General features: G+C 28.4%; 25 protein-coding genes. 6 read left to right on the forward strand and 19 right to left on the reverse strand.

Annotated elements, in window-relative coordinates:
• Positions 1 to 6: 6 nt before the first annotated feature.
• Genes lpxD through D9T19_RS00250 form a run of 3 tightly spaced genes read right to left on the reverse strand, consistent with a single transcriptional unit; the run spans position 7 to position 3,188 of the window.
• The gene (lpxD, locus tag D9T19_RS00240) at positions 7 to 954 is read right to left on the reverse strand and encodes a UDP-3-O-(3-hydroxymyristoyl)glucosamine N-acyltransferase (RefSeq protein ID WP_121626190.1); all 948 of its coding nucleotides are present in this window, start codon (positions 952 to 954) and stop codon (positions 7 to 9) included.
• Positions 955 to 993: 39 nt separating this feature from the next.
• Positions 994 to 1,491, reverse strand: a complete 498-nt coding sequence (ilvN, locus tag D9T19_RS00245) for an acetolactate synthase small subunit (RefSeq protein ID WP_121626191.1) — start codon at positions 1,489 to 1,491, stop codon at positions 994 to 996.
• Positions 1,491 to 3,188, reverse strand: coding sequence for an acetolactate synthase large subunit (locus D9T19_RS00250; protein WP_121626192.1), 1,698 nt, complete (start codon positions 3,186 to 3,188; stop codon positions 1,491 to 1,493). Before D9T19_RS00250 ends, ilvN begins: the two co-directional genes overlap by 1 nt.
• A gap of 147 nt (positions 3,189 to 3,335) precedes the next feature.
• On the opposite strand from D9T19_RS00250, the gene D9T19_RS00255 reads away from it, so the two are divergent.
• On the forward strand, positions 3,336 to 4,145 hold the full coding sequence (locus D9T19_RS00255) for a hypothetical protein (protein ID WP_121626193.1): 810 nt from the start codon (positions 3,336 to 3,338) through the stop codon (positions 4,143 to 4,145).
• Between the two features lie 12 nt (positions 4,146 to 4,157).
• On the opposite strand, the gene D9T19_RS00260 is transcribed toward D9T19_RS00255, so the two are convergent.
• Genes D9T19_RS00260 through D9T19_RS00270 form a run of 3 tightly spaced genes read right to left on the reverse strand, consistent with a single transcriptional unit; the run spans position 4,158 to position 6,742 of the window.
• Positions 4,158 to 5,066 (reverse strand): Ppx/GppA phosphatase family protein, encoded by a 909-nt coding sequence (locus D9T19_RS00260; protein WP_121626194.1) that lies wholly within the window; start codon positions 5,064 to 5,066, stop codon positions 4,158 to 4,160.
• Positions 5,067 to 5,078: 12 nt separating this feature from the next.
• Positions 5,079 to 5,636 (reverse strand): CDP-alcohol phosphatidyltransferase family protein, encoded by a 558-nt coding sequence (locus tag D9T19_RS00265; RefSeq protein WP_121626195.1) that lies wholly within the window; start codon positions 5,634 to 5,636, stop codon positions 5,079 to 5,081.
• The gene (locus D9T19_RS00270) at positions 5,636 to 6,742 is read right to left on the reverse strand and encodes a GGDEF domain-containing protein (RefSeq protein WP_121626651.1); all 1,107 of its coding nucleotides are present in this window, start codon (positions 6,740 to 6,742) and stop codon (positions 5,636 to 5,638) included. The genes D9T19_RS00265 and D9T19_RS00270 overlap by 1 nt, the downstream gene beginning before the upstream one ends.
• Positions 6,743 to 6,844: 102 nt before the next feature.
• On the opposite strand from D9T19_RS00270, the gene D9T19_RS00275 reads away from it, so the two are divergent.
• Together D9T19_RS00275 and trxC are read left to right on the forward strand one after the other, a co-directional pair.
• Positions 6,845 to 8,386 (forward strand): SulP family inorganic anion transporter, encoded by a 1,542-nt coding sequence (locus D9T19_RS00275; RefSeq protein WP_121626196.1) that lies wholly within the window; start codon positions 6,845 to 6,847, stop codon positions 8,384 to 8,386.
• A gap of 58 nt (positions 8,387 to 8,444) precedes the next feature.
• Positions 8,445 to 8,876 (forward strand): thioredoxin TrxC, encoded by a 432-nt coding sequence (gene trxC / locus D9T19_RS00280; protein WP_205588659.1) that lies wholly within the window; start codon positions 8,445 to 8,447, stop codon positions 8,874 to 8,876.
• A gap of 3 nt (positions 8,877 to 8,879) precedes the next feature.
• On the opposite strand, the gene D9T19_RS00285 is transcribed toward trxC, so the two are convergent.
• The 3 genes from D9T19_RS00285 to D9T19_RS00295 are packed head-to-tail and all read right to left on the reverse strand — an operon-like array spanning position 8,880 to position 10,612.
• Complete coding sequence (locus D9T19_RS00285) at positions 8,880 to 9,371, reverse strand: 2-thiouracil desulfurase family protein (protein ID WP_121626197.1); 492 nt, start codon at positions 9,369 to 9,371, stop codon at positions 8,880 to 8,882.
• A 3-nt stretch (positions 9,372 to 9,374) separates the two neighbouring features.
• Positions 9,375 to 10,151: a PP-loop family protein gene (locus D9T19_RS00290; protein WP_121626198.1), complete on the reverse strand. Its 777-nt coding sequence runs from the start codon at positions 10,149 to 10,151 to the stop codon at positions 9,375 to 9,377.
• A 35-nt stretch (positions 10,152 to 10,186) separates the two neighbouring features.
• Complete coding sequence (locus tag D9T19_RS00295) at positions 10,187 to 10,612, reverse strand: GNAT family N-acetyltransferase (RefSeq protein WP_121626199.1); 426 nt, start codon at positions 10,610 to 10,612, stop codon at positions 10,187 to 10,189.
• A 164-nt stretch (positions 10,613 to 10,776) separates the two neighbouring features.
• Between D9T19_RS00295 and D9T19_RS00300 the strand changes: the two genes are divergently transcribed.
• The 3 genes from D9T19_RS00300 (at position 10,777) to D9T19_RS00310 (ending at position 12,597) form a co-directional block, all read left to right on the forward strand.
• Positions 10,777 to 10,965: a hypothetical protein gene (locus D9T19_RS00300; protein WP_121626200.1), complete on the forward strand. Its 189-nt coding sequence runs from the start codon at positions 10,777 to 10,779 to the stop codon at positions 10,963 to 10,965.
• Positions 10,966 to 11,083: 118 nt separating this feature from the next.
• Positions 11,084 to 11,368, forward strand: coding sequence for a hypothetical protein (locus D9T19_RS00305; protein WP_121626201.1), 285 nt, complete (start codon positions 11,084 to 11,086; stop codon positions 11,366 to 11,368).
• An 8-nt stretch (positions 11,369 to 11,376) separates the two neighbouring features.
• Positions 11,377 to 12,597, forward strand: a complete 1,221-nt coding sequence (locus D9T19_RS00310) for a molybdopterin molybdotransferase MoeA (protein WP_121626202.1) — start codon at positions 11,377 to 11,379, stop codon at positions 12,595 to 12,597.
• Positions 12,598 to 12,611: 14 nt separating this feature from the next.
• Here the strand turns inward: D9T19_RS00310 and D9T19_RS00315 are convergent, their stop codons facing one another.
• From D9T19_RS00315 to D9T19_RS00360, 10 genes are all read right to left on the reverse strand, one after another.
• Positions 12,612 to 14,030 carry a DNA recombination protein RmuC gene (locus D9T19_RS00315; protein WP_121626203.1) on the reverse strand — a complete coding sequence of 473 codons (1,419 nt, stop codon included), beginning with the start codon at positions 14,028 to 14,030 and terminating at the stop codon, positions 12,612 to 12,614.
• On the reverse strand, positions 14,020 to 15,267 hold the full coding sequence (locus D9T19_RS00320) for a M48 family metallopeptidase (RefSeq protein ID WP_121626204.1): 1,248 nt from the start codon (positions 15,265 to 15,267) through the stop codon (positions 14,020 to 14,022). Before D9T19_RS00320 ends, D9T19_RS00315 begins: the two co-directional genes overlap by 11 nt.
• 87 nt (positions 15,268 to 15,354) lie before the next feature.
• Positions 15,355 to 15,858: a phospholipase D-like domain-containing protein gene (locus tag D9T19_RS00325; protein ID WP_228197930.1), complete on the reverse strand. Its 504-nt coding sequence runs from the start codon at positions 15,856 to 15,858 to the stop codon at positions 15,355 to 15,357.
• Positions 15,845 to 16,207 (reverse strand): YbgC/FadM family acyl-CoA thioesterase, encoded by a 363-nt coding sequence (locus tag D9T19_RS00330; RefSeq protein WP_121626205.1) that lies wholly within the window; start codon positions 16,205 to 16,207, stop codon positions 15,845 to 15,847. Before D9T19_RS00330 ends, D9T19_RS00325 begins: the two co-directional genes overlap by 14 nt.
• Before the next feature lie 207 nt (positions 16,208 to 16,414).
• Positions 16,415 to 17,410, reverse strand: a complete 996-nt coding sequence (locus D9T19_RS00335; RefSeq protein WP_121626206.1) for an LLM class flavin-dependent oxidoreductase — start codon at positions 17,408 to 17,410, stop codon at positions 16,415 to 16,417.
• 189 nt (positions 17,411 to 17,599) lie between these two features.
• Positions 17,600 to 18,058, reverse strand: a complete 459-nt coding sequence (locus tag D9T19_RS00340) for an HD domain-containing protein (RefSeq protein WP_121626207.1) — start codon at positions 18,056 to 18,058, stop codon at positions 17,600 to 17,602.
• 88 nt (positions 18,059 to 18,146) lie between these two features.
• The gene (gene arcC, locus D9T19_RS00345; protein WP_121626208.1) at positions 18,147 to 19,052 is read right to left on the reverse strand and encodes a carbamate kinase; all 906 of its coding nucleotides are present in this window, start codon (positions 19,050 to 19,052) and stop codon (positions 18,147 to 18,149) included.
• 2 nt (positions 19,053 to 19,054) lie between these two features.
• Positions 19,055 to 20,056, reverse strand: coding sequence for an ornithine carbamoyltransferase (gene argF / locus D9T19_RS00350; RefSeq protein ID WP_121626209.1), 1,002 nt, complete (start codon positions 20,054 to 20,056; stop codon positions 19,055 to 19,057).
• A gap of 53 nt (positions 20,057 to 20,109) precedes the next feature.
• Entirely contained in the window at positions 20,110 to 21,351 is a 1,242-nt protein-coding gene (gene arcA, locus D9T19_RS00355) for an arginine deiminase (RefSeq protein WP_121626210.1), read from the reverse strand.
• A 49-nt stretch (positions 21,352 to 21,400) separates the two neighbouring features.
• Entirely contained in the window at positions 21,401 to 22,855 is a 1,455-nt protein-coding gene (locus D9T19_RS00360; protein ID WP_121626211.1) for a YfcC family protein, read from the reverse strand.
• Positions 22,856 to 22,960 lie beyond the last annotated feature (105 nt).

Here is a 22,960-nt window from a genome sequence, read left to right on the forward strand (position 1 = left end):
GAGCCTTTATTTTATTAATTTAGCAATTTTACTTTGTAATTTAAGCCATTTTCTATGCTCAAATAAAGGAAAACCAGCCCAAGATTTTTTAGGATCTGTAATATTTTTTGTAACACCACCACGTGCTGCAATTGTTGTAAATGGAGCAACTTCTAAATGTCCTGCTGTTCCACTTTGTCCACCCATTATTACATAATGATTAAGCGTTGTAGAACCAGAAAGTCCAACTTGACCTGTTAAAATACATCCTGTTCCAATTTTACAATTATGCCCAATATGTACAAGGTTATCAATTCTTACACCATCTGAAATTATAGTTGATTTAAATGCAGCTCTATCTATTGCTGTATTTGCACCAATTTCTACATCATTACCAATTTCTACATTACCATTTTGGTAAATCTTTACATATTTACCTTCTTTAGTGTTTGCAAAGCCAAAACCATCACTTCCTATTACAGTTCCTGCATGAATAATACAATCAGAACCAATATTACAGTCTCTATAAACTACAACATTTGGATGAATAATAGTATTATTACCAATTTTTACATTATCACCAATATAAGCACCTGCCATTATTGTACATTCAGAACCAATAACTGAACCTTTTCCTATATAAACATTTGGCATAACTTTTGTAAAACCACCAATTATTGGTTTTTCACCTTCAATTTCTATCACATCAGGAGCAAAAAGTTTCGATAATTTAGCAAGATTTAAGTATGGTTCATCACAAATAAGTGCAATTGTTCCAGTAGGAACTTCATTTGCAAACTCTTTATGTATTAAAACTGCTGCTGCTTTTGTTTTTCCTAAGTCATTTAAATATTTTTTATTTTCTAAAAATGTGATTTCTGTTTGTGTAGAATCTAGTAAAGTACTTAAACCTGATATTTCTTTTGCATTATCACAATCAATTCCTATTGATTGAGCTATTTTTTGTAGAGTCATTTGTTATCCTTTTATAGGATAAGATAAGAAAAAGTTTTCTTATCTTTCCATTGCTACAATACCACTTCTTACGACTTCAAGTGGATTGAATTTTTCCATTACTTTAATAAAGTTCATAATTCTTTCACTTGAATCAGTCGCCGAAACAATTATAGCTTCATCTGTAACATTTTGAATTGAACCATTATAAGCACGTGCAATTACATCAATGTCAGATAATTCATTGTTAATAGAGAACTTAATTAAAACAGTATCTTTTTCAACAACATTTTTGTGTTCATTAACTTTTAATACTGGTATTAATTTATTTAATTGTTTTACAATTTGATCAATTACTCTTTTATCACCAGTTGTAACAATTGTCATTCTAGAATATTCGCTACCTTCCATTGGTGCTACTGTTAAAGAGTCAATATTATAACCACGAGCAGAAAATAATCCAACAATTCTTGATAATACATTATGTTCATTCATAACAACAACAGATATTACTTGTCTAGTTGTTTCTACATCGTAGTAGTGATTAAAATTATTCATTATTTCCCCTCTTCTATTAAAGTCATTTCATTTAAAGCATGACCATTTGGTACCATTGGAAGTACTTCTTCATCTCTTGCAACAATAACTTCAATCATTGCAGGTCTTTTTTGTTTAATAGCATCTCTTAATGCTGCATCAAACTCATCTTTTGTAGTAACTCTGTAACCTATTCCACCAAAAGCTTCAACAAGTTTTGGAAAATCTGGTTGCACAGATAAATCTGTTTGCGATAATCTATTTCCATAGAACATAGTTTGCCATTGTCTAACCATTCCTAAGTAATTATTATTTAAAATAATATTAATTACAGGTAAGTTACTTTCAACACAAGTCATAAGTTCTTGTATATTCATAAGAATTGAACCATCACCTGTAATATTAATAGAAACTTTATCAGTACCTTGAATTGCTCGTGCAACACCAAGTGCAGCGGGTAAGCCAAATCCCATTGTTCCTAATCCACCTGAAGTAACCCATTGTCTTGGATGAGAGAATGGAAAAAATTGTGCTGACCACATTTGATGTTGACCAACATCAGTAGAAATAACAGCTTTAGAACCTAAAATTTTCCCAATTCTTTGTATTGGCCATTGAGGTTTAATAACATCATTAGAATCATTGTATCTTAATGGTTCTTTTTCTCTATATTCTCTTAAAAGTTCAACCCAATTAGTAAAATCATTAAATTCTAAATCATCTATAGATTCAAGCATACCATTTACTGTTCGTTTTAAATCACCAACAATTGGATAATCTGCTGTTACTAATTTACTAATACTCGCAGGATCAATATCTACATGAATAACTTTTGCTTTTGATGCAAATTCATCTAATCTTCCTGTTACCCTATCATCAAATCTTGCACCCAATGAAATTAAAAGATCAGTTTCATGTGCTGCCATATTCGCAGAAAATTCACCGTGCATTCCTAACATACCAAAGAACAATGGATTTTCATCACCCATTGCACCTCTTGCCATTAATGTTTCAACAGCTGGAATATTAAGTTTTTTTGCTAAATCTCTAATTTCATAAGCACAATTAGCTAAAATTGCACCACCACCAATATATAATAATGGTTTTTTAGCTTTGCTAAGTTCATTCATAGCTCTTTTTAACTGTTTTTTGTTATAGTTAATAGTTGGTCTATATGTTGGTAAATGTACTTCTTTTGGATATACAAAATCAGATATTTCTGCTGTAATATCTTTTGGAATATCAATATGAACAGGACCTGGTCTACCTGTACTTGCTATATGAAAAGCTTCTTTCATAATTCTTGGTAAATCTTCAATTTTATTTACTAAATAATTATGTTTTGTACATGGTCTTGAAATACCAACTGCATCAATTTCTTGGAAACCGTCTGTACCAATTATATTTGATGGAACTTGTCCTGAAATTACAACTAAAGGAATAGAATCCATATATGCATCAGCTAAACCTGTAACTGCATTTGTAAATCCTGGTCCACTTGTTACAATTGAAACACCTACTTTACCTGTTGCTCTAGCATAACCTTCAGCTGCAATTATTGAAGCTTGTTCATGTCTGTTAAGAATATGTTGGAAATGATTTTGTTTATAAATTTCATCATAGACGTTCATAATAGCGCCTCCAGGGTATCCGAAGACAACTTCAACCCCTTCTAGATGTAATGATTCTACAACCATTTTAGCGCCACTCATTTTCATTGTTCTTCTCCGTTTTAAAATAAGCGTAATTCTACAAAAATTTTTATTAATTATTGGTTAACAACTAATACATAAATATTAGATTTTAGATTGCTTTTAGTTTACTTAACATATAATCAAAATAATAAGTAATTTTAGGAGTTAATAATGGATGTGAACAGTATAAATAACAATATTAATAACCTTAATCAATCATCTCAACTTCAAATTGATAAAACGTCAGAATCAAAACAACTTCAAAAAATTGATAATGATACTGCATCTTCACTTTCAATTAATGAATATAATAAGAAAAGAGATGAATTATCTTTAAATGTACAATCATTAAATGATGGTATTGCAATTAGTAAAATTGCAAATAATGCACTAGAGAAAGAACAAAACTATTTAAAAAATATCCAAAATGAATTAGAAAATTTAAAAAGTGATAATAACACTTTAGAAGATAAAAATGATATAAAACAAGTTGTAAATGATAATCTAAAAAATTTTAATCAAATAGCGTATGAAACAAAATATAAAAATGAAAATTTGTTAAGTACTGATTATTATGATGAAAAAAAACAAATTACTATTAATACAGATAGTGCTAATTTTTCTATTGAAAAAATTAATACACCAGAATTTGCAAATCAAATATTTGAAACAATTAATAGTGCTAATTTAAATGATTCTATTCAGTTAGATTCAGCTATTTCAAAAGTTGAGAATAGTTCAAACCAAATACAAAATATTTCTAATGAATTTACACAATTAGGAAATAAAGTAGAAGAAACTGCAATAGAAAATATTAAAGAACAAGTTGATTTATATAATAAGAATAAATTAAATAAAGATAAAAATTTTGGAGAAGAGTCTTTAGACTTTTCTAAAAACAATGTATTTTCTAATATTGGATATTTAGCAGCATCTCAAGCTAATATTGTACAGGCACAAAGTGTAAGGTTATTATCTTAACCCTTACACCTTTTACATTATATAATGATTAATAGCAACACCCTCTCTTAGCCCATCATCTAACACTATTGATTCAGTTTTTCCTAAAACTTCAAAAATAGTTCTGTATATATAAATTCCAACTTGAATAAACTCAACTCTTCCACTTCCAACTAGCTTTGTAATCTCATCTTTTGAACAATTGTCAAAGATGCTTAAACAATCTTTTAAATCTTTTAAATCTACAATTGTTCCATTTACAATATTTCTATCATAAGAGAAAAAATCTTGTCCTAATTTTACTGCTGCTATTGTTGTAGGAGTTCCTGCTGTTGCTACAAATTCATATTCATTTAAATTAATATTTAATGAGTTTAAATATTCTTTTATTTGTATTTTCTTTTTAGATAAATCATTATGTAAATCATGATGTTTTAAAAATTTTTGAGTCATTGTAACAATACCAAAATCAAAACTATGAGATTTATACTCATCATTAGTATTAACAATAATTTCAGTTGAACCACCACCAATATCTAAAAGAATAAATTTAGAAGAGTTAATCTTTTCTCTTTTTAATGCATATTTAACAGCAAGAAGAGTTAATCTAGCCTCTTCTATACCATCTATAATACTAAATCTCACGCCTGTTTGCTTTTCAAAGTTTTCTAATACTTCTTGACTATTACTAGCTTTTCTCATTGCTGCAGTTGTAACTGCAACAGCATAACTAGGTTTATAATCAACAACTTTAATTGATTCTTTTAAAGCTGTTATAACTCTTTGCTGTGCTTCTTGTGATATAAGTCCAGTATCTACTAAACCATCTGCTGTACCAACTACTTGATTATATTCACTTATAATTTTGTTATTAATACAATCATATTTTAATACCCTAAAAGAATTAGAACCTAAATCTATACTTACTACTTCATTATTCATAAAATATCAATCTTATAAATGAGGGATTTTTATTTTAGAATTTAATAAGTATCCAATAATAATCATTAATACTAAAACAACGTGTTCATTCATAAATCCTGTTAAATATATTAAATAAACAAGCCATAATAAAATTGCACCTAAAGGAGTAGGAATACCAACAAAGTGTTTAGCTACTGTTCCTTCTTCTGCATCAATATTAAATTGAATCAATCTTCTTAAACCTGAAATAACATAATAAATAAATGCAAATACAATCAATGGAGTATTAAGCATTAACTCTTTTGTATCTATTACTGCAAAATAAATAAACATTGTAGGAACAATTACAAATGATAGAAAGTCAGCAAATGAGTCTAATTGAATTCCAAACTCTGTTGAAAGATTATATTTTCTTGCTATCTTCCCATCTATAATATCAAAGCCACCTGCTAACCACGCAAAAAGTGCTGCTGCGAAAAACTCATGATGAGTTAAAAAATAAATTGCAAAAATACCTGATGCAATATTAAAAAAAGTTACTATATTAGCTAAATTAAAATGATTATTTTTATTAAATAAAAAAGACATTATTTTCCTTTGTATATATGGTATTGATTTCTACCATTATGTTTTGATTTATATAAACTATCGTCTGCTCTTTTAAAAAGTTTATTTGCAGAGATATACGTATTTGGTTCATATATTATTGCACCAATTGAAATAGAAATAACATCTAAAACTTCACTTGTTTTATGTTCAATTCCTAAATCTACAACTTTTTGATTTATCTCTTTCAAGCATGATTCTAAGATATCATAATCTATATCAAATAAAATCACACCAAACTCTTCACCACCTAATCTAAATACAAACTCATATTTATTATTAAAATACTCTCTTAAAGCATTTGCAACTTTTTTAAGAGCCACATCACCCAAGTCATGTCCATAAGTATCATTATATTGTTTAAAAAAATCAATATCAAACATTATAAATGCACATTCCCATTTATTTGCATTTGCAATAAACGTCATATTATCAAATATTGTATCAAAATATTTTCTATTGTATATTTGTGTCATTGAATCAGTAATTGAATCAATTTTATATTTTGTATTTAATATTCTTAATTGATTATCTTTTTTAACAAGTTGATAAATAATATATGCAACAATTGCAAAAGTTAAAACTAAAAGTAGAAGTATATTAAAAAATAGATAATCTTTCATAGTTTTATAATCTTCAACAAAAAATTTTCTTTGTTTATACGCAGATTGAGTTTCATAATCAATTAAAAAATCTATTTTTTTAACTATTTCTTTAAACTTATAGAGTTTATTTACTTTAAATGTTTCTTTTAATGCAACATCAATACTATTAATTACATTTCTCTCTTTTTTGTTTTTATAAGAATTGTAATAATAATCCCATTCATTTAGAATGATTTCTTTTTCTTTTTTAAAATCACAAATATATTTAAGTGTTCGACATGAAATAATTTTTTTATAATTGTCTTGAATATTTTCTAATTTTATAATAGGCACAAAATTACCAAAATAAAGATTGTCAATTTGTTTTTTTAGCCTATCTATTTGAGAGTTAAATAGAAGCGATGCACTAATTAATGAAAAAAGAACAACAAGAACTAATAAAATTAGTTTGAATGTAACGGACTTAAATAGCTGTAATTTCATTAAATTATTATATCTAAAAATCATTTAAAACTAAGATTAATTACTTCTTCGATATAATCGCGAATTATTAAAAAACAAAATTATGATAAAAAGGTTTAAGATTTGTTAAATATAAAAGATACTTTTATAGGAAATAGTGCAAAAAATGATATTTTATCAGGACTAGTAGTCGCAGTTGCACTTGTTCCTGAAGCTATTGCTTTTTCATTTATTGCACAAGTTAGTCCAATTGTTGGATTATATGCTGCATTTATTTTAGGATTAATAACCGCACTTATGGGTGGAAAACCTGGAATGATTTCAGGAGCAACGGGTGCGGTTGCTATTGTACTTGTTGGTTTAAGTATTGCGGCAAAAGATATATTAATCGCTCAAGGATTAAGTGGTGATGAACTCTCTTTTGGAATAGTGCAATATATTACCTTAACAGCAATTGTTGCGGGAATTATACAAATAACAATTGGTGCTTTTAAAATGGGTAAATTTATTCGTTTAGTTCCGCAACCTGCTCTTCATGGCTTTGTAAATGGACTTGCAGTTGTAATTGCTACTAGTCAATTTAAGTTTTTAGATGGTGCTGGAATAGTTATGTATGCAATTATCTTAGGAACAATGGCAATTATGTACTTTTTACCTAAGTTGACAAGTGCTGTTCCTGCTGGTCTTATAGCAATTATTGTATTTACTCTTGGTGTTTATATTACAGGTATAGATACAAAACTTGTAGGTGATTTAGCTAACTTATCACAATTTAAAGGATTACTTCCATCATTTCATATTCCTGATACGATTTTAAGTTTAGATGCATTAAAACTTATTCTTCCTTATGCAATTATTGTTGCACTTGTTGGTGTAATTGAATCACTTTTAACACTTTCTGTATTAGATGAAATTAGTGGGAAAAGAGGAAGTGCAAATCAAGAATGTATTGCACAAGGAACTGGAAATATTACTTGTGGATTATTTGGAGCAATGCCAGGATGTGCGATGATTGGGCAATCAATTATTAACTTTACATCAGGTGGTCTTGGACGACTTTCAAGTCTTGTAGCATCTATTGGATTAATTTTGTTAGTTGCAACATTAACAGACCTTCTAAATATCATTCCTGTTGCTATTTTAGTTGGAATTATGTTTATGGTTTCTATTGGAACTTTTGAATGGAGTTCTTTTTCAAGAATTACAAAAATGCCAAAAAGTGATGCTTTTGTACTTCTAACTGTAACTGGTATTACAATAGTTGCAGATTTAGCAATTGCTGTTATTTCTGGTGTGATAATCTCAGCACTTGTATTTGCTTGGAAACATGCAAAAGTTGTAGCTAAAACAAATATAGAAGAAGATGGAACAAAAATATATAATTTTGATGGACCATTATTCTTTGGAAGTGTAACAGCTTTTAATGATAATTTTGATGTAGAAAATGATCCAAAAAATGTTGTATTAGATTTTAAAGATGCAAGAGTTATGGATATTTCAGGTGTTGAAGCAATTGATGCAATTACAAAAAAATATCTTGAACTTGATAAAACAATCAAAATTAGACACTTAAGTCCTGAATGTAAATCTATTATGAAAAATGCTGGACAATTTTGTACATACGAAGAAGATGATCCAAAATATAAAGTTGCTTATAATTATTAACAAATAGTTTACTAATAAAGTGTATGATACAGATAAATATAAAATAAAGGAAAATAAAATGAGTAAAATAAATGTTATTTGTCCATCTTGTTTAAAAGTGAATTCAATTCCTAAAAAAGATAGTTATAGTAAGGCCAATTGTGGGTCTTGCAAAAATTCATTATTAGATACAACTCCAATAGAACTTGATGAATCAAATTTTGACCATGTTGTTGTAAATTCTGATATTCCTGTTATTGTAGACTTTTGGGCACCTTGGTGTGGACCTTGTAAAATGATGGCACCAATATTTTTAGAAGTTGCACAAAAATATCCACTTAAAGCATTATTCGTAAAAGTGAACACAGAAGCACATCAAGATTTAGGTGCAAAATATAATATAAGATCAATTCCTACAATTGTAGTTTATAAAGGTGGTCATGAAGTTAAAAGAGTTTCAGGAGCTTTAGATCCATTAAGACTATCAAATTTAGTAAATGAAAATTTATAGAATCTAATTAGATTCTATAAATTGTTTTAAATCTTCCAATTGAGTTTCATTAAAAACTCTTATTCCATTTTCTTCTAAAAGTCTAGCTGTTAAGCCTTGTCCTTCTATTAAAGTATTTGAGAAAGTTCCATCATATATATGTGTATTTCCACATGAAGGAGATTTTGATTTTAATAATGCAACTTTAATACCCTCTTCATTACATATATCAAGAGCATTTTTTGCTCCTATTAAAAAAGGTATTGTAACATCTGTTTCATCATTTGTTTCAACCTTAAAAGGTTTAGTTGTACTTACTATTTCAGCAGGTAATCTAGGTGTACTTAAACCACCTGAAACTTCTGGACAAAAAGAGTATATTTGGTTTTCACAAAGTATATCCATAAATATCTCTTTTTGTGAAAATGTAAAAGATGAACCCATCGCAATTGATGAATTTCTACCATCATATCTTACATCTTCGCCTAATAAACATGAAGAGACTAATACTTTCATATACTAATCTTCCTCTTCTTTTAGAACTGTCTTTAATTCTTCTTTATTAAAAAATGTTGATGGTTGGAAATTTTTAAATGCAGCTTTCATAGATACAAAAATTTGTGGATTTTCTTCTTCTAATTTTGCTAATAATTTTTTAGTACTAGCTCTTGCATGAGGCATTTTAATATCAAATCTCATACCAGGACATGCTTCATCACCAATTACATTGATTTCATTTTTATCAGCAAATGCTCTTAATTGTCTTTCTCTACAAAAGATTAAAGGTCTTATCACTTCTAAACCATTTTCAGCTTTGTAAATTGGAGGCATTGAACGCATTGTTCCATTATAGAAGAAGTTCATAAAAAATGATTCCATTGCATCATCTAAATGATGTCCTAAAGCTACTTTATTAAAACCTTGTTCAAGTGCTGTTGTATATAAATACCCTCTTCTCATTCTTGAGAAAAATGAACAAAATGAAGAATTTTTTCTAATCTTTTCACCAGCTAATTCAAATATTTTTGTATCAATAATTTCATGGTCAATTCCATGTTCTTTACAATGATCTGCTAAAAACTGTACTTGTTCACCCATTCCATATGTAACAGTAACTGCTTTAAAATCAAAATCATATTGTGCAACTTTTTTCATTCTATTTAGAGTGTGAATTAGAGTTAAAGAATCTTTTCCGCCAGAAAAACCAACTAAAACTTTATCACCCTCTTTTATTAATTTGTATTCAGCATTAGTTCTACCAACTAATGAAGATATTTTTTTACTTAATTCAAGCAAGATATAAATCCTATATAATTTTTTTGCAATTATAGCTAAAAGTTTATCAAATCTATGCTAAAATGATGAGATTCAATATTTAAATCTTGACTTAAGTAGAATTTATGAGCATCTTTTCTATGAACACTTGAGTCTAAATGAATTGATTTGCATTCTTGTTGTTTCGCATATAATTTAATAAAATCTAACAAAGCTTTTCCAGCATGTGTTGCATTAACACTTTTATCTGTAACAAAATCATCAATATAAATATGTTTCCCTATAGATAACTTATATCCAATTGAAAATCCGGCAACACAAATAACTTCATCATTATGTACTACATACGCTAATTGATATCCATTTTTTATTTGATTTGAAATAATTTTATGTAAAGCATCATCTGATAAGTCTTCTCTTATTTGATGCATTATTTTATAACAATATTTTATCTCATCTTCACTTGCAATTTTTATTTCCAATCATTTAGCCTTTTTATTATTATTTATCTAATATATTTATTATAATAACAAAACTTTTTTTTAATATAGTTATAAAAAAGTCAAAAAAAATAGTTTTTTAGCAATCTTTTATATAAATAGTATATAATTCGGATTAACTAACTAATAAAAATAAGAGATAAAATATGACAAAAGAAGAAGAACAAGAATTCCGAGAAAAAGTCGCTCAAACAATTTTGCCAATTACATTAAATATGTCAGAAAAACAAATCAAGCAAATAATAATATCAGTTGAAAAAGAAAATCCAAATTTGCCAATAGGTTTTGCAGATATGTTATTCCAACAAATAATGGTTTACAAATATAATAAATAATATTTTTAATAGTTACTATCAACTAGATCACTTGGTTATATCCATATAAAATAAATTTAAAAAATAATTAAAAGGTTTTAAAATTAGAATTACAATAACAGTCAATGAATTAAAGATATTGCAAGAATTAACTAAAGAACATGGACAATTAGACTTATATGAAAAACTTTGTAATGAAGAAAAAAAATATGAAAAAAGTATTACCGAAAAAAAAACAAATGCAACTAAAAAAGCAACTAAAACTAGACAAGAAACTGCAAAGAAAAAAATAGAAGCATCTGTTAATATGATGAGAATGTTTAATCAAAAAATTACCATTTACTCTGTTGCAAAAGAAGCACAAGTAAGTTATAATACAGCATCAAAATATAGAGATTTTATTACAAAAAATTCAGATAATTAGGAAAAGAAATGAGAAAATTTATTACTTATGATAAATCTATTGAAATACTAAATAATATAAAGTTAAATAAACCTACAACAGAAAAAGTTTTTATAGTCGATGCAATTGATAAAGTAATAGCATATGATGTAATTGCAGATCATAATAGTCCTGAGCACCCAACTTCTGGTATGGATGGCTATGCTATAAAATTTGAAGATATGAATAATCCTAGTATTGAGATTATTGATAAAAATCCTGCAGGCAGTGTTGTTGAATCAAAGGTTGTAAAAGGAGTATGTATCAAAACTTTTACTGGCTCTTTAATGCCAGAAGATAGTGATACATTAGTTCCAATTGAAAATGTAGAAGTAAATAAAAATACAATAAAAATTACTAAAGCAGTTCCTTTTGGTTTTGCAACAAGAGATATTGGTGAAAACTACTCAAGAAATGAAGTATTAATTAAAAAAGGTACTGTAATTGGTTTTGCTGAAGTAGGAGTCTTAGCTTCATTAAATATTGCTCAAATAAATGTAATAGTAAATCCTACTGTTGCAATTGCAAGTACAGGAAGTGAGATACTTGATTTAGGAGAAATTCAAACTAATCAAGCACAAATAAGAAGTTCAAATCATCTTACTATTGAGGCTTTATGTAAAAAAAATGGTGCAAATACACTTCAAATGGGTATAGTTGAAGATGATATTGAATCAATTACAAACTTACTTGAAACTGCTTTACAAAAAGCTGATATTGTTGTAACTACAGGTGGTGTTTCTGTTGGTGATTATGACTTCGTTCAAGATGTTATAAAAGACAAACTTCAAGCTGAAGTATTATTTCATGGTGTTACTATTAAACCAGGAATGCATATTCTTGTAGCAATTAAAGATGGAAAAACAATTATTGCACTTCCAGGTTTTGCATACTCTTCAACAGTATGTGCAATTTTATATGTATTACCGTTAATTTATAGATTTAGACAATCTAGTGAATCATTACCAATAGTAAAAGCAAGAATTAGTGAAGATTATCCACGAAGAATGCCAAAGACTATATTTTCTGCATGTAATGTTGAATATATAAATAATGAATATACTATAAATTTTGATGGAAAGAGAAAAGGAACAAGTGCTATTTTAACAAATATGTTAGAAAGTCCAGCACTTTTAATTCAAAAAGAAGATAGTAAAGATATTAAAAAAGGTGACTTAGTAGAGATACTTCTTCTAAATCAGTTAAAGTAAATAACTTAAGTTATTTACTCTATACTATTATTTTTAAGATTGATTTGTCTTTTAGGTTTTACACCTAATTCAAGAAACTCTTCAGATCTTTTAAGAAGATTTCCATTACCCGTTGATAACTTAGAAAAAGCTCTATCATAAGCTTTTTGGGTTCTATTAATATTTAAACCTATATCTTCAATATCATTTATAAATCCATGAAATTTGTCATATAAATCTGCTGCTTTTTTTGAGATAATTTCTGCATTTTCATTTTGATGTTCATTTCTCCAAATATTTTCTATTGTTCTTAATGTAACAAATAATGTAGATGGTGAAACAATCATTATATTATGATCAAATGCTGTTTTAAATAAATTTTTATCTTCAGAAGATGCCAATAAAAATGCACCTTCTATTGGTATAAACATTAATACAAAGTCTAAAGTTTTAACACCTTCAATATCCTCATATTTTTTAGAACTTAAACCTTTCATATGATTTGAAATAGATTTAAGAAGTTCTTTTAAAGCTTGTTCTTTTTTATCTTTATCATCTTTTTGCGTATATGCTAAATATGAGTTTAGTGATACTTTTGAGTCAATAATTATATCTTTTTTAGAAGGAAGATGAACAACAACATCAGGTCTTAACACTTTCCCATCATTATCTGTATATGAACCTTGAGTATCATATTCTTTACCTTCTCGAAGACCTGTTTGATCCAAGATAGAAGATAAAATCATTTCACCCCAATCTCCTTGAATCTTATTCTCACCTTTTAATGCTTTTGTTAAATTAATTGCATCAGCTGATATTTTATGATTTAAATCTTTTAAAGTTTTTAGTTCTGTTATTAACGATGTTCTTTGCTTTGTTTCTTCATTATAGATATCATTTGCTCTTTTCCCAAAAGATTCAAGTTGGTCTTTAAATGATGTTAAAACTTGCGATAAATTTAGATTAGATTTCTTTTGATTCTCATCAAAAAGTTTATTAGCTAAATTTTCAAATTCCATTTTCATTTGAACTTTTGATTCTTCTAACAAAGTAATTTTTTCATTCAAATTTCTTTCTTTTGCTTCTGCTAATTCTTCTTGATTTGATAATTTTAGTTCATAATTAGCAGTTATATTATCTAATGTTTCATCAGTATGCTTTTCCAACATCCTTAGTTTATCTTCTAAACTTTCTTTAATTAACTTTTTCTCTTCTTCTAGTTTTCTATTAGAAGTGTTTAATGTATTTATTTGACCTTCATAAGAGCTATGATTTAATTCAATTTTTTCATTTAAAGCTTTTAATTTCAATAAAGCTTCATCTTGAAGGCTATTTAGTTTACTTTCATATTTCTGCCTAGAGAATTGCAAAATAATTAACAACCCTGCTAATATAAAAATTATAGAAATTATTAAAGTTATATAATTAATTTCTATAAAGCCATTATCCATCATAATTAAACTCCTCCTTAAGTGCACTACTAGAGTTATTATTTACATCGTATCCTAATTCTTTAAATCTCTCAGTTAAAGGAGGATGAGAATAATAAAAGAATATATATAAAGGATGAGATAAAGGGAAAGACTTATTTTCATTTGCTAATTTCAATAATGCATTTACCAAATCATTTTTCGAAGATAAGTTTGAACCAAATTCATCTGCTGCGTATTCATTATGTCTTGAAATAAGTGAAATCAAAGGCATTAAGAAAAATGATAATATTGGTGAAAATATTAAAAAAACAACAATGATAGATGAAGCTTCTTGATTTAGTTTTAGTCCTAAAAATAATTCTTCAGGTAAATTACCAAAAATTGCAAAGAAAACAAACATAACAAGTCCCATAATACCAATATTTTTAACTATATCACCATTTTTAAAGTGACCTAATTCATGACCTAATACAGCTAATAATTCATTATGCGATAATTTCTCAACTAAAGTATCAAATAATACAACTCTTTTCGTACTTCCTAAACCACCAAAATATGCATTTAATCTGTTATCTCTTTTACTCGCATCAACTGAAAAAACACCAGAACTTTTAAATCCAACTTCATCCAAAAGCTTTTCAATTTTTGCTTCAAGTTCTTTATCTTTAAGTTTCTCAAATTTATCAAACATTTTATCTCTAATTACTGGATAAAGCATATTAATTAATATCATTATTATAAATATAAAAACAAATCCCCATATCCACCATGCAGGGAAAGATTCAATTATAAATGCAATTCCAGCAATTACAAGTGATCCTAAAACAAGAAATAAAATAGCTGATTTAACTGTATCTTTTAAATATAAACTAACTGTCATATTTGAAAAACCATATTTTTTATCTAGCTTAAATGTTGAATATAAATCAAAAGGAAGAGTTAAAATCCAATTTATTATTATAAATGCATTTACGAATAAAACTGCTTTTAACCAAAAAGATTCAGTAGTTATAATAGAATCTAATGTAGATAAACCAAAGCTTATCCACATCATAAATATTAAGAAATCATAAAACGTAGATAAAATTGAAGTTTTTTCTTTTTCTATTGTATAATTTGCAGCAACTATATATCTTGATTCATCCAAAATAATAGGCTCTAATCTTTTTGCTTTCTGAACAAAAGCCACTTGCATGAATGAAGTATATATATTAAATAAAAAATATACACAATATGCAATAACAAATATTTCTAACACTAAATAATCCTTCTTAATCTATAAATTAAATTACATTTTACAATCTTTATACTTGTATATTAGTAAAATATATATCACAATTATTTTTCAAAATCTATTTAAATAATTCAACATCTTGTTTATCGTCTTTTTATCTTTTGTAAATAATACAACTTCATAATTATCTTTAAAAGATTCTTTCGTCCAATTTATACTACCTAAAACAGCTATTTTCTCATCAAATATCGCAATTTTCATATGCATTTTTTTATCTGCTATTTTTATATTAATTCCATTACTTTTAAGATATTTATATATTTTATCATTTTTAGTAATCTTTGACTTATCTAAAATAATGGTCACTTCTACCCCATCTTTTGATGAAGAAATCAATTCTTTTGCAAACTTCTTATATGAAAAATTATACATTGCTATTGATATATTATTCTTTGATTTTTTGATTAATCTTAAAATATTATCCTTTGCTATATCTGCTTCTTTTGGTAAAAAGTATACTTCATTTATATTTGGAAGTAAACTTGTTTTATTGTCTTTTGCATGTAAATTAAAAAATACACATATTACAACTAGCATAGTTTTAAAGAAAAACATTAATTAAATCCTCGGGTATTCTGCTTGGTTTAAAGTTTTTTAAAAAGGCTAATTTAAATTTTCCTGTAAATAAAACTTCATTATCTCGTAATACTTCTTGATACATTGTAATTGAAGCAAATTTTCTATCTATAAGCTTACAAGTAACATCTAAATCATCACCAAATATAGCTGGTTTTATATACTTAGCCTCAACATGTTTAACAACAAAAAATTCATCACCATTATGAGGACTCATTCCTTTTTGAAAGAATAATTCGGACCTAACTCTTTCGCAAAATTTTAAATAATTTGCATAATATACTATACCACCAACATCTGTATCTTCATAATAAACTCTTATTTTCACTATAAACTTCCTTTTTTTAAATACTTCTATTTCTCATTTAAAATATTCGCTCCTATTTTAGCTATTTTCTTCAGTCTTATATCTTAATCTTCTTTAATATCTTTTCAATATAAGGCAATGATTTCTCTTGGTCTCATATCAGTTTAATCCTTTGGGTATTAAATCAATTTATATTCAATAGTAAATTTCGGAGATTCCGGAATTTTATCAATCAAACCAAACTTTTGAAATTAGTTCATAAGATTTTATTTTATCTTCTGGATTATGCATCATAGCATTTATCATAACTTCATTTGCTTGTGTTCTCTCAATTAGTTTTTCAAGTCTTTCTTTAACAACTTCTGGTGTTCCCCACATTGACTCTCTTGTTTTATGTCTTATACTTTTTTCTTCCCATTCTTCCCATAAACTACTCATATTTTTTGTAGGTTTTGGTAATTGTTTATTATCGCCTCTTTGTAGATAAAGAAATTTTTGAAGTTCTGTTGTAGCTAAAAATTGCGCTTCCTCATTTGTTTGAGCACATACGATATTGATGCAAACTATTAAATAAGGTTTCTTTAATTGCTCAGATGGTTTAAAGTTAGCGTGATAAATTTTTATGGCATCATCCATTGAATCAGGTGCAAAGTGTGAGGCAAAAACAAAAGGTAATCCTTTTTGTGCAGCCAATTGTGCACTAAAAGTACTAGAACCAAGTAACCAAATTGGTATATCTAAGCCATATCCTGGTACTGCTTTTATTCCTTTGTTAACAGCTTTATTGGATAAATAGTATTGTAACTCTTCAAGCATCAAAGGAAAGTCTGAACCATCATTATTTATATCGCGTCTTAAAGCTAGCATTGTTTGTCTATCCGTACCTGGGGCTCTTCCTAAACCTAAATCTATTCTATTTGGATATAAAGATTCCAAAGTCCCAAATTGTTCTGCTATAACTAATGGTGCATGATTAGGGAGCATAATTCCACCAGAACCTATTCTAATTTTTTTAGTTTTTGCTCCAATATAACTTAATATTACAGATGTTGCAGCACTTGCTATTCCACTAAAATTGTGATGTTCAGCTACCCAATAACGACTATAACCAAATTCTTCAACAGCTTGGGCTAGTTTTGTACTATTATCTATTGCTTGTGCTATTGAGAAACCCTCTGCAATTGGAACTAAATCTAACACAGATAGTGGTATTTTTTTATTCATATTCTTCTCCATTTATATTTGGTATTTTAAAATTATTTTATGTAATAAACAATTTTACCTACCAAAGATTAAATTTTATCATAAATCCAGAGAGTTTTAAGAATTAATATATTGATCTGTCTACACTTTTTAGGACACCGATTCGATAAAGTTTCTGTATCAAATTCCGCTTCTTTTTTAGATTGCTTTTTAAAAAGACTTTTTCGCTAAATCATCAAACTTCATAAAAAGTTTTAATTCTTTTGTAAAGGTTTTATCTAGGCTATCGTATGATCTTTTCATTCTTTTATATTTACCTAGTTGATTTTTTTGTTTTGCTTTACTCATTCCTCTTATTAGATAATGATACCTAACAAGATTTTTTGTATATGATGATATTTTCCAATTCTTTATTATCTGATATGATAACTCTTCATGATTATGAAAAGAATACTCTCCTGTTATTTTATCTTTTTCATCTTGATATGCAATTACTGGTTTCCCTATATCATGTAAAAATGCTGCTGGTATCATTCTATATTGTTTATGTTTGATTGTATGAACTACTAGTGCTAGAGTGTGATTAAAAACACTATATTTATGCCAATTATTTTGTTTTACAAATAACGTTATAAAAAACTCTTTTCTAAATATTCTTTTTAATCTCATTTAATTCATCTCTTTGTATTTTTAAAGTCTAATATATCCTATAAATACTTTATAGAATTAGTATTAAACACTAGTTAATATAAATAATTTAAGAAATAATCGTACCCGTTTTCCCTTCAATAATATCCAATGCATCTTTTAAAGTACCAATTCCCGCTTTTGCTTTAAGTGAATTAACAAAATCACAAGCTGCATCTACTTTAGGACCCATAGAACCATTTGCCAATGACATCTGACTAATTTCTTTTGCTGTTACTTTTCCTATAAATCTTTGCTTTGTTGTACCCCAATCTTTATAAACTGCATCAACATCTGTAAGCATTAATAACATATCAGCACCTAATTTTTTAGCTAATAATGCACTAGCTTTATCTTTATCAATCACAGCTTCAATACCAATAGATTTGCCATTTTCTTGACGAACAATTGGAATACCTCCTCCCCCAGCACAAATTACGATAATATCATGCTTAAGAAGTATTTTAATAGTAGGTATATCAGGAATTGAAATAGGCTCAGGTGACGCAACTACACGTCGATAATTCTCGCCATCACTTGCTACTGTCCAAGCATGTTTATTTGCTAGAAGTTCTGCTTCTTCTTTAGAATAAATTGGTCCCACTGGTTTTGAAGGATTATCAAAAGCAGGATCTTTTGCATCAACTTCAACCTGAGTAAGTAGCATTGCAACTTGATGAGCAGAAGGCAAAGCATTTTCTAATTCTTGTTCAATTAAATAACCTATCATACCTTCAGTTTCTGCACCCAAAACATCTAAAGGATAAGCTTCTTCAGGTTTATAAGAAGCACCTTGAAGTGCTAATAAACCAACTTGTGGCCCATTGCCATGGGTAATAATAACCTTATGTCCAGCTGCAATGACTTCAGCGATTGACTTTGCTGCAATTTTTGTGTTAGCTCGCTGATTTTCTATAGTTAATGGCTCTCCACGCTTCAATAAAGCATTACCACCTAATGCAATTACAATTAGCATAACTAATCTCCCATTGTTGCAACTAAAACAGCTTTAATAGTATGCATACGATTTTCTGCTTGGTCAAAAACAATAGATGCTTTTGATTCAAATACTTCATCTGTTACTTCCATACAATCAAGTCCAAATTTCTCTTTTATCTGTATGCCCATAGTTGTATCAGTATTATGAAAAGAAGGTAAACAATGCATAAATTTAGTTTTTAAATTCCCTGTTTGTTTCATAAGTTGGGTATTTACTTGATATGGCTTTAATAAATTAATTCGTTCCTGCCATTTCTCTTCATCTTCCCCCATTGATACCCAAACATCTGTATAGATAAAATCACAATCTTTTACTGCAACATTAATCTCTTCAGTGATTTGTAATTTTGCTCCAGTTTCAAGAGCAACAGATTGTGCATATTCAATTATTTCAGAGTTTGGCCAACAAGCTTTTGGTGCACATAAACGTACATCCATACCTAACTTAGCTCCACCAATTAATAATGCATTCCCCATATTATTTTCTGCATCACCAATGAAACAATAAGTAATTTGATCTATTGGTTTTTCACTATGTTCAATCATTGTTAATGCATCAGCTAAAAATTGTGTAGGATGATACTCATTAGTTAAACCATTAAAAACAGGTACTCCTGAATATTTGGCAATCTGTTCTACAATATCTTGACCAAAACCACGATATTCAATGCCATCATAAATTCTACCTAGAACTCGTGCAGTATCTTTAATTGTTTCTTTATGACCAATATGTGAACCTGTTGGTCCTAGAAAAGTCACATTGGCTCCTTGATCATATGCAGCAACTTCAAACCCTACTCTTGTTCGAGTAGAATTCTTTTCAAAAATCAGTGCTATGTTCTTTCTTTTTAAACGTTGTTGTTCTATACCTGCATATTTTGCAGATTTTAAATCTTTTGAAAGTTTCAACAAAAACTTAATTTCTTGTGGACTAAAATCTTTAATGGCTAAGAAACTTCTATTTCGTAAATTATATGACATTTTTATCTCCTTAACATACCTAGGTTAATATTATATTTTGTATCTTTATGTTTTTAAATAACAGGATCACGTTGAATAGGACATGTCATACAATGAGCACCACCACGCGCACGTCCTAATTCAGAACCACGAACAGTAATTACTTCTATACCCGCTTGACGTAATTTATCATTAGTAAAAGTATTTCGTTCATAAGCAATAACTACACCAGGTTCTAATGCAAAAACATTATTACCATCATCCCATTGCTCTCGTTCACGTTCATAACTATCACCACCTGTTGAAATCACATCAAGCTTTTTAATATTTAGACACTCTTCTGTAATCTTAAATAAGTCTTTCTTTTCTTCACGAATATCTAAAGTTCCTATTTTATCACCTGGACGTAAAGAATAACATTTTATAATTGAAGCAACTTCAGTATAACTAGTTGCAATATCACGATCACATAAACTAAATACTGTATCTAAATGCATTGCAGAACGTTCTTTTGGCATTTGGCAAGCAACAACTCGTTGTGCAGCACCTGATGCAAATAATGATTTTGCTACTTGACCTACAGCTTGTGGTGTTGAACGTTCACCCATTCCAATTAATACTGTACCATTACCAATTGGCATAACATCACCACCTTCTAAAGTAGCTGGACCATGATCAATATCAGGATCACCCCACCATATATTTGGAGCTTGTGCTGTGAACAAAGGATGAAAACGATAAATTGCAGTCATTAATAAAGTTTCTTGTCGACGTGCTGGCCAATGCATTGGATTAAGAGTTAATCCATTATAAATCCAGCAACTGTTATCACGAGTAAAAATAGTATTTGGTACAGGAGGGATAACAAAACCATCAGAACCAAGATAACTACCAAACATACCATTTGGTTTAAAAGGTAAATCATGTACAGCTATCCCACCAATAAGAAATTCAGCAAGATCAGAAGCTTTCATTTCATTTAGCCAAGAACGCAATTCATTTAACATACCTACACCTACATGGTTTTCTGTAATACGACGATCCAATACCCATTTACGATTTTGTTCAATCATTAAAACTTCTGCTAGTAATTCATGTACATCTAGTACCTCAATACCACGTTCACGCATTCGTTGACAAAAGTCATCATGATCTTTTTTAGCTTGTTCTACCCAAAAAACATCATCAAATAAAAGTTCATCACAATTCATTGGTGTTACACGAGTATGTGCTAAACCAGGACGACAAACTAATACTTTATGTAGTTTTCCTACTTCAGAATGAACACCTAGTGTTCCTATTAAATTATTAGACATGCTATTATTTACCTCCATTATTAAATTTATAAATTATTTTATATGATATTTAAATTAATACACCAATACTCAATAACACCATAATTAGAATTGATAAGATCAATAATAGTGGCCATACGAAAATTAACCATTTTTCATAAGAAACTCTTCCTATTGCAAGACCACCAACAACTACTGCTGAAGTAGGTGTAATTAGATTAACTATACCACAAGCTGATTGGAAAGCTGTTACAACTAAATCACGTTCTACACCTGAAAAATCACCTAATGGAGCCATAATTGGCATACTTAATACTGCAAGACCTGAAGTTGAAGGAACAAAAAATGAAAGTAAAACTTCAATCCAATACATAACATTGATAAACACTACTGTTGAGTATCCTTTAATTGCTTCTGCTGAGAAGTTTAGAATTGTATCTGTGATATGTCCATCATCCATTATTACAACAATACCTCGAGCTATACCAATAATTAAAGCAACACCTAAAAGATCCCTAGAACCATTTACAAATGCATCTGTAAATTTTTTCTCTCCAACTCTTCCTATAACACCAATAACAAGTGCTGAACCAATAAATAATGCCGCCATTTTTCCCATCCACCAGCCTTGAGAAGAAACCCCCCATATCATTATTGCAAATGTAGCTGCAAATACCACTAGGATAATTTGTTGAGATGTTGTAAGATGTACATTATCAGCTGATACTTGTTTAAGAAAAAAGGCTTTATTACTTTCTTCTTGTGCTGCAACTATAGATTTTGAAGTATCTTCACGAACTCTTTTTGCATACCACATCACATATGCAGTACAAATCAACCAACCAAGACCAAGAATAACTAAACGTAAAGTCATACCTTCAGTAAATGCAATACCTGCTGCATCAGATGCAATAGTAGTTGAAAAAGGATTAATAGTAGAACCTAAAACACCTATACCAGCACCAAGTAGGATAATTGCTACACCCGTTATTGCATCGTATCCTGCTGCAATCATTATGGGAATAATAAGTATATAAAAAGCAAGAGTCTCTTCTGCCATACCGTAAGTAGTACCACCTAAAGCAAATAGTGCCATCATTATAGGAATCATCCATATTTCATGACCCTTCATATTAGACATAGCCCGAGCAATACCTGTATTAATAGAACCTGTCAAATTAACTACACCTAAAAAACCACCAATTACTAATACAAAGAGAGCTACATCAATCGCATTAGCAGCTCCTGAATCAGGATCATAAAAACCTTTAATCGGAGCCATTATTACGTCTAAAATACCTTGTGGATTAGAATCAACTATTTGATATGTACCTGGGACTGGAACATTCTTCCCTAGTGCTTCATTGTTTACCCGATCAAACTGACCTGCTGGTATTACCCATGTTAGAGCAGCCATTAAAATAATCAGACCAAAAAGAATTGTATAGGCACTTGGAAACCTTGATTGTATAGCTTTTACCATACTTGAGTCATCTTTGGGTATTCTATCTGTTGAATTAGCCATTTTATATCCTTTTATTATTTTTTTTTAGAAATTCTTTTATTCCTAATACTTACTATAATTCTTTTCAAAACTCTTTATTAAGAATCTTGTTAGAATTTTCTCAAT

The organism is Poseidonibacter antarcticus (assembly GCF_003667345.1).
GTDB lineage: Bacteria > Campylobacterota > Campylobacteria > Campylobacterales > Arcobacteraceae > Poseidonibacter > Poseidonibacter antarcticus.

Coding starts and splice junctions, on each gene's coding strand:
- lpxD (WP_121626190.1), bottom strand. CDS start 954: ATGACTCTACAAAAAATAGCTCAATCAATAGGAATTGATTGTGATAAT.
- ilvN (WP_121626191.1), bottom strand. CDS start 1,491: ATGAATAATTTTAATCACTACTACGATGTAGAAACAACTAGACAAGTA.
- D9T19_RS00250 (WP_121626192.1), bottom strand. CDS start 3,188: ATGAAAATGAGTGGCGCTAAAATGGTTGTAGAATCATTACATCTAGAA.
- D9T19_RS00255 (WP_121626193.1), top strand. CDS start 3,336: ATGGATGTGAACAGTATAAATAACAATATTAATAACCTTAATCAATCA.
- D9T19_RS00260 (WP_121626194.1), bottom strand. CDS start 5,066: ATGAATAATGAAGTAGTAAGTATAGATTTAGGTTCTAATTCTTTTAGG.
- D9T19_RS00265 (WP_121626195.1), bottom strand. CDS start 5,636: ATGTCTTTTTTATTTAATAAAAATAATCATTTTAATTTAGCTAATATA.
- D9T19_RS00270 (WP_121626651.1), bottom strand. CDS start 6,742: ATGAAATTACAGCTATTTAAGTCCGTTACATTCAAACTAATTTTATTA.
- trxC (WP_205588659.1), top strand. CDS start 8,445: ATGAGTAAAATAAATGTTATTTGTCCATCTTGTTTAAAAGTGAATTCA.
- D9T19_RS00285 (WP_121626197.1), bottom strand. CDS start 9,371: ATGAAAGTATTAGTCTCTTCATGTTTATTAGGCGAAGATGTAAGATAT.
- D9T19_RS00300 (WP_121626200.1), top strand. CDS start 10,777: ATGACAAAAGAAGAAGAACAAGAATTCCGAGAAAAAGTCGCTCAAACA.
- D9T19_RS00310 (WP_121626202.1), top strand. CDS start 11,377: ATGAGAAAATTTATTACTTATGATAAATCTATTGAAATACTAAATAAT.
- D9T19_RS00315 (WP_121626203.1), bottom strand. CDS start 14,030: ATGATGGATAATGGCTTTATAGAAATTAATTATATAACTTTAATAATT.
- D9T19_RS00325 (WP_228197930.1), bottom strand. CDS start 15,858: ATGTTTTTCTTTAAAACTATGCTAGTTGTAATATGTGTATTTTTTAAT.
- D9T19_RS00335 (WP_121626206.1), bottom strand. CDS start 17,410: ATGAATAAAAAAATACCACTATCTGTGTTAGATTTAGTTCCAATTGCA.
- D9T19_RS00340 (WP_121626207.1), bottom strand. CDS start 18,058: ATGAGATTAAAAAGAATATTTAGAAAAGAGTTTTTTATAACGTTATTT.
- arcC (WP_121626208.1), bottom strand. CDS start 19,052: ATGCTAATTGTAATTGCATTAGGTGGTAATGCTTTATTGAAGCGTGGA.
- argF (WP_121626209.1), bottom strand. CDS start 20,056: ATGTCATATAATTTACGAAATAGAAGTTTCTTAGCCATTAAAGATTTT.
- arcA (WP_121626210.1), bottom strand. CDS start 21,351: ATGTCTAATAATTTAATAGGAACACTAGGTGTTCATTCTGAAGTAGGA.
- D9T19_RS00360 (WP_121626211.1), bottom strand. CDS start 22,855: ATGGCTAATTCAACAGATAGAATACCCAAAGATGACTCAAGTATGGTA.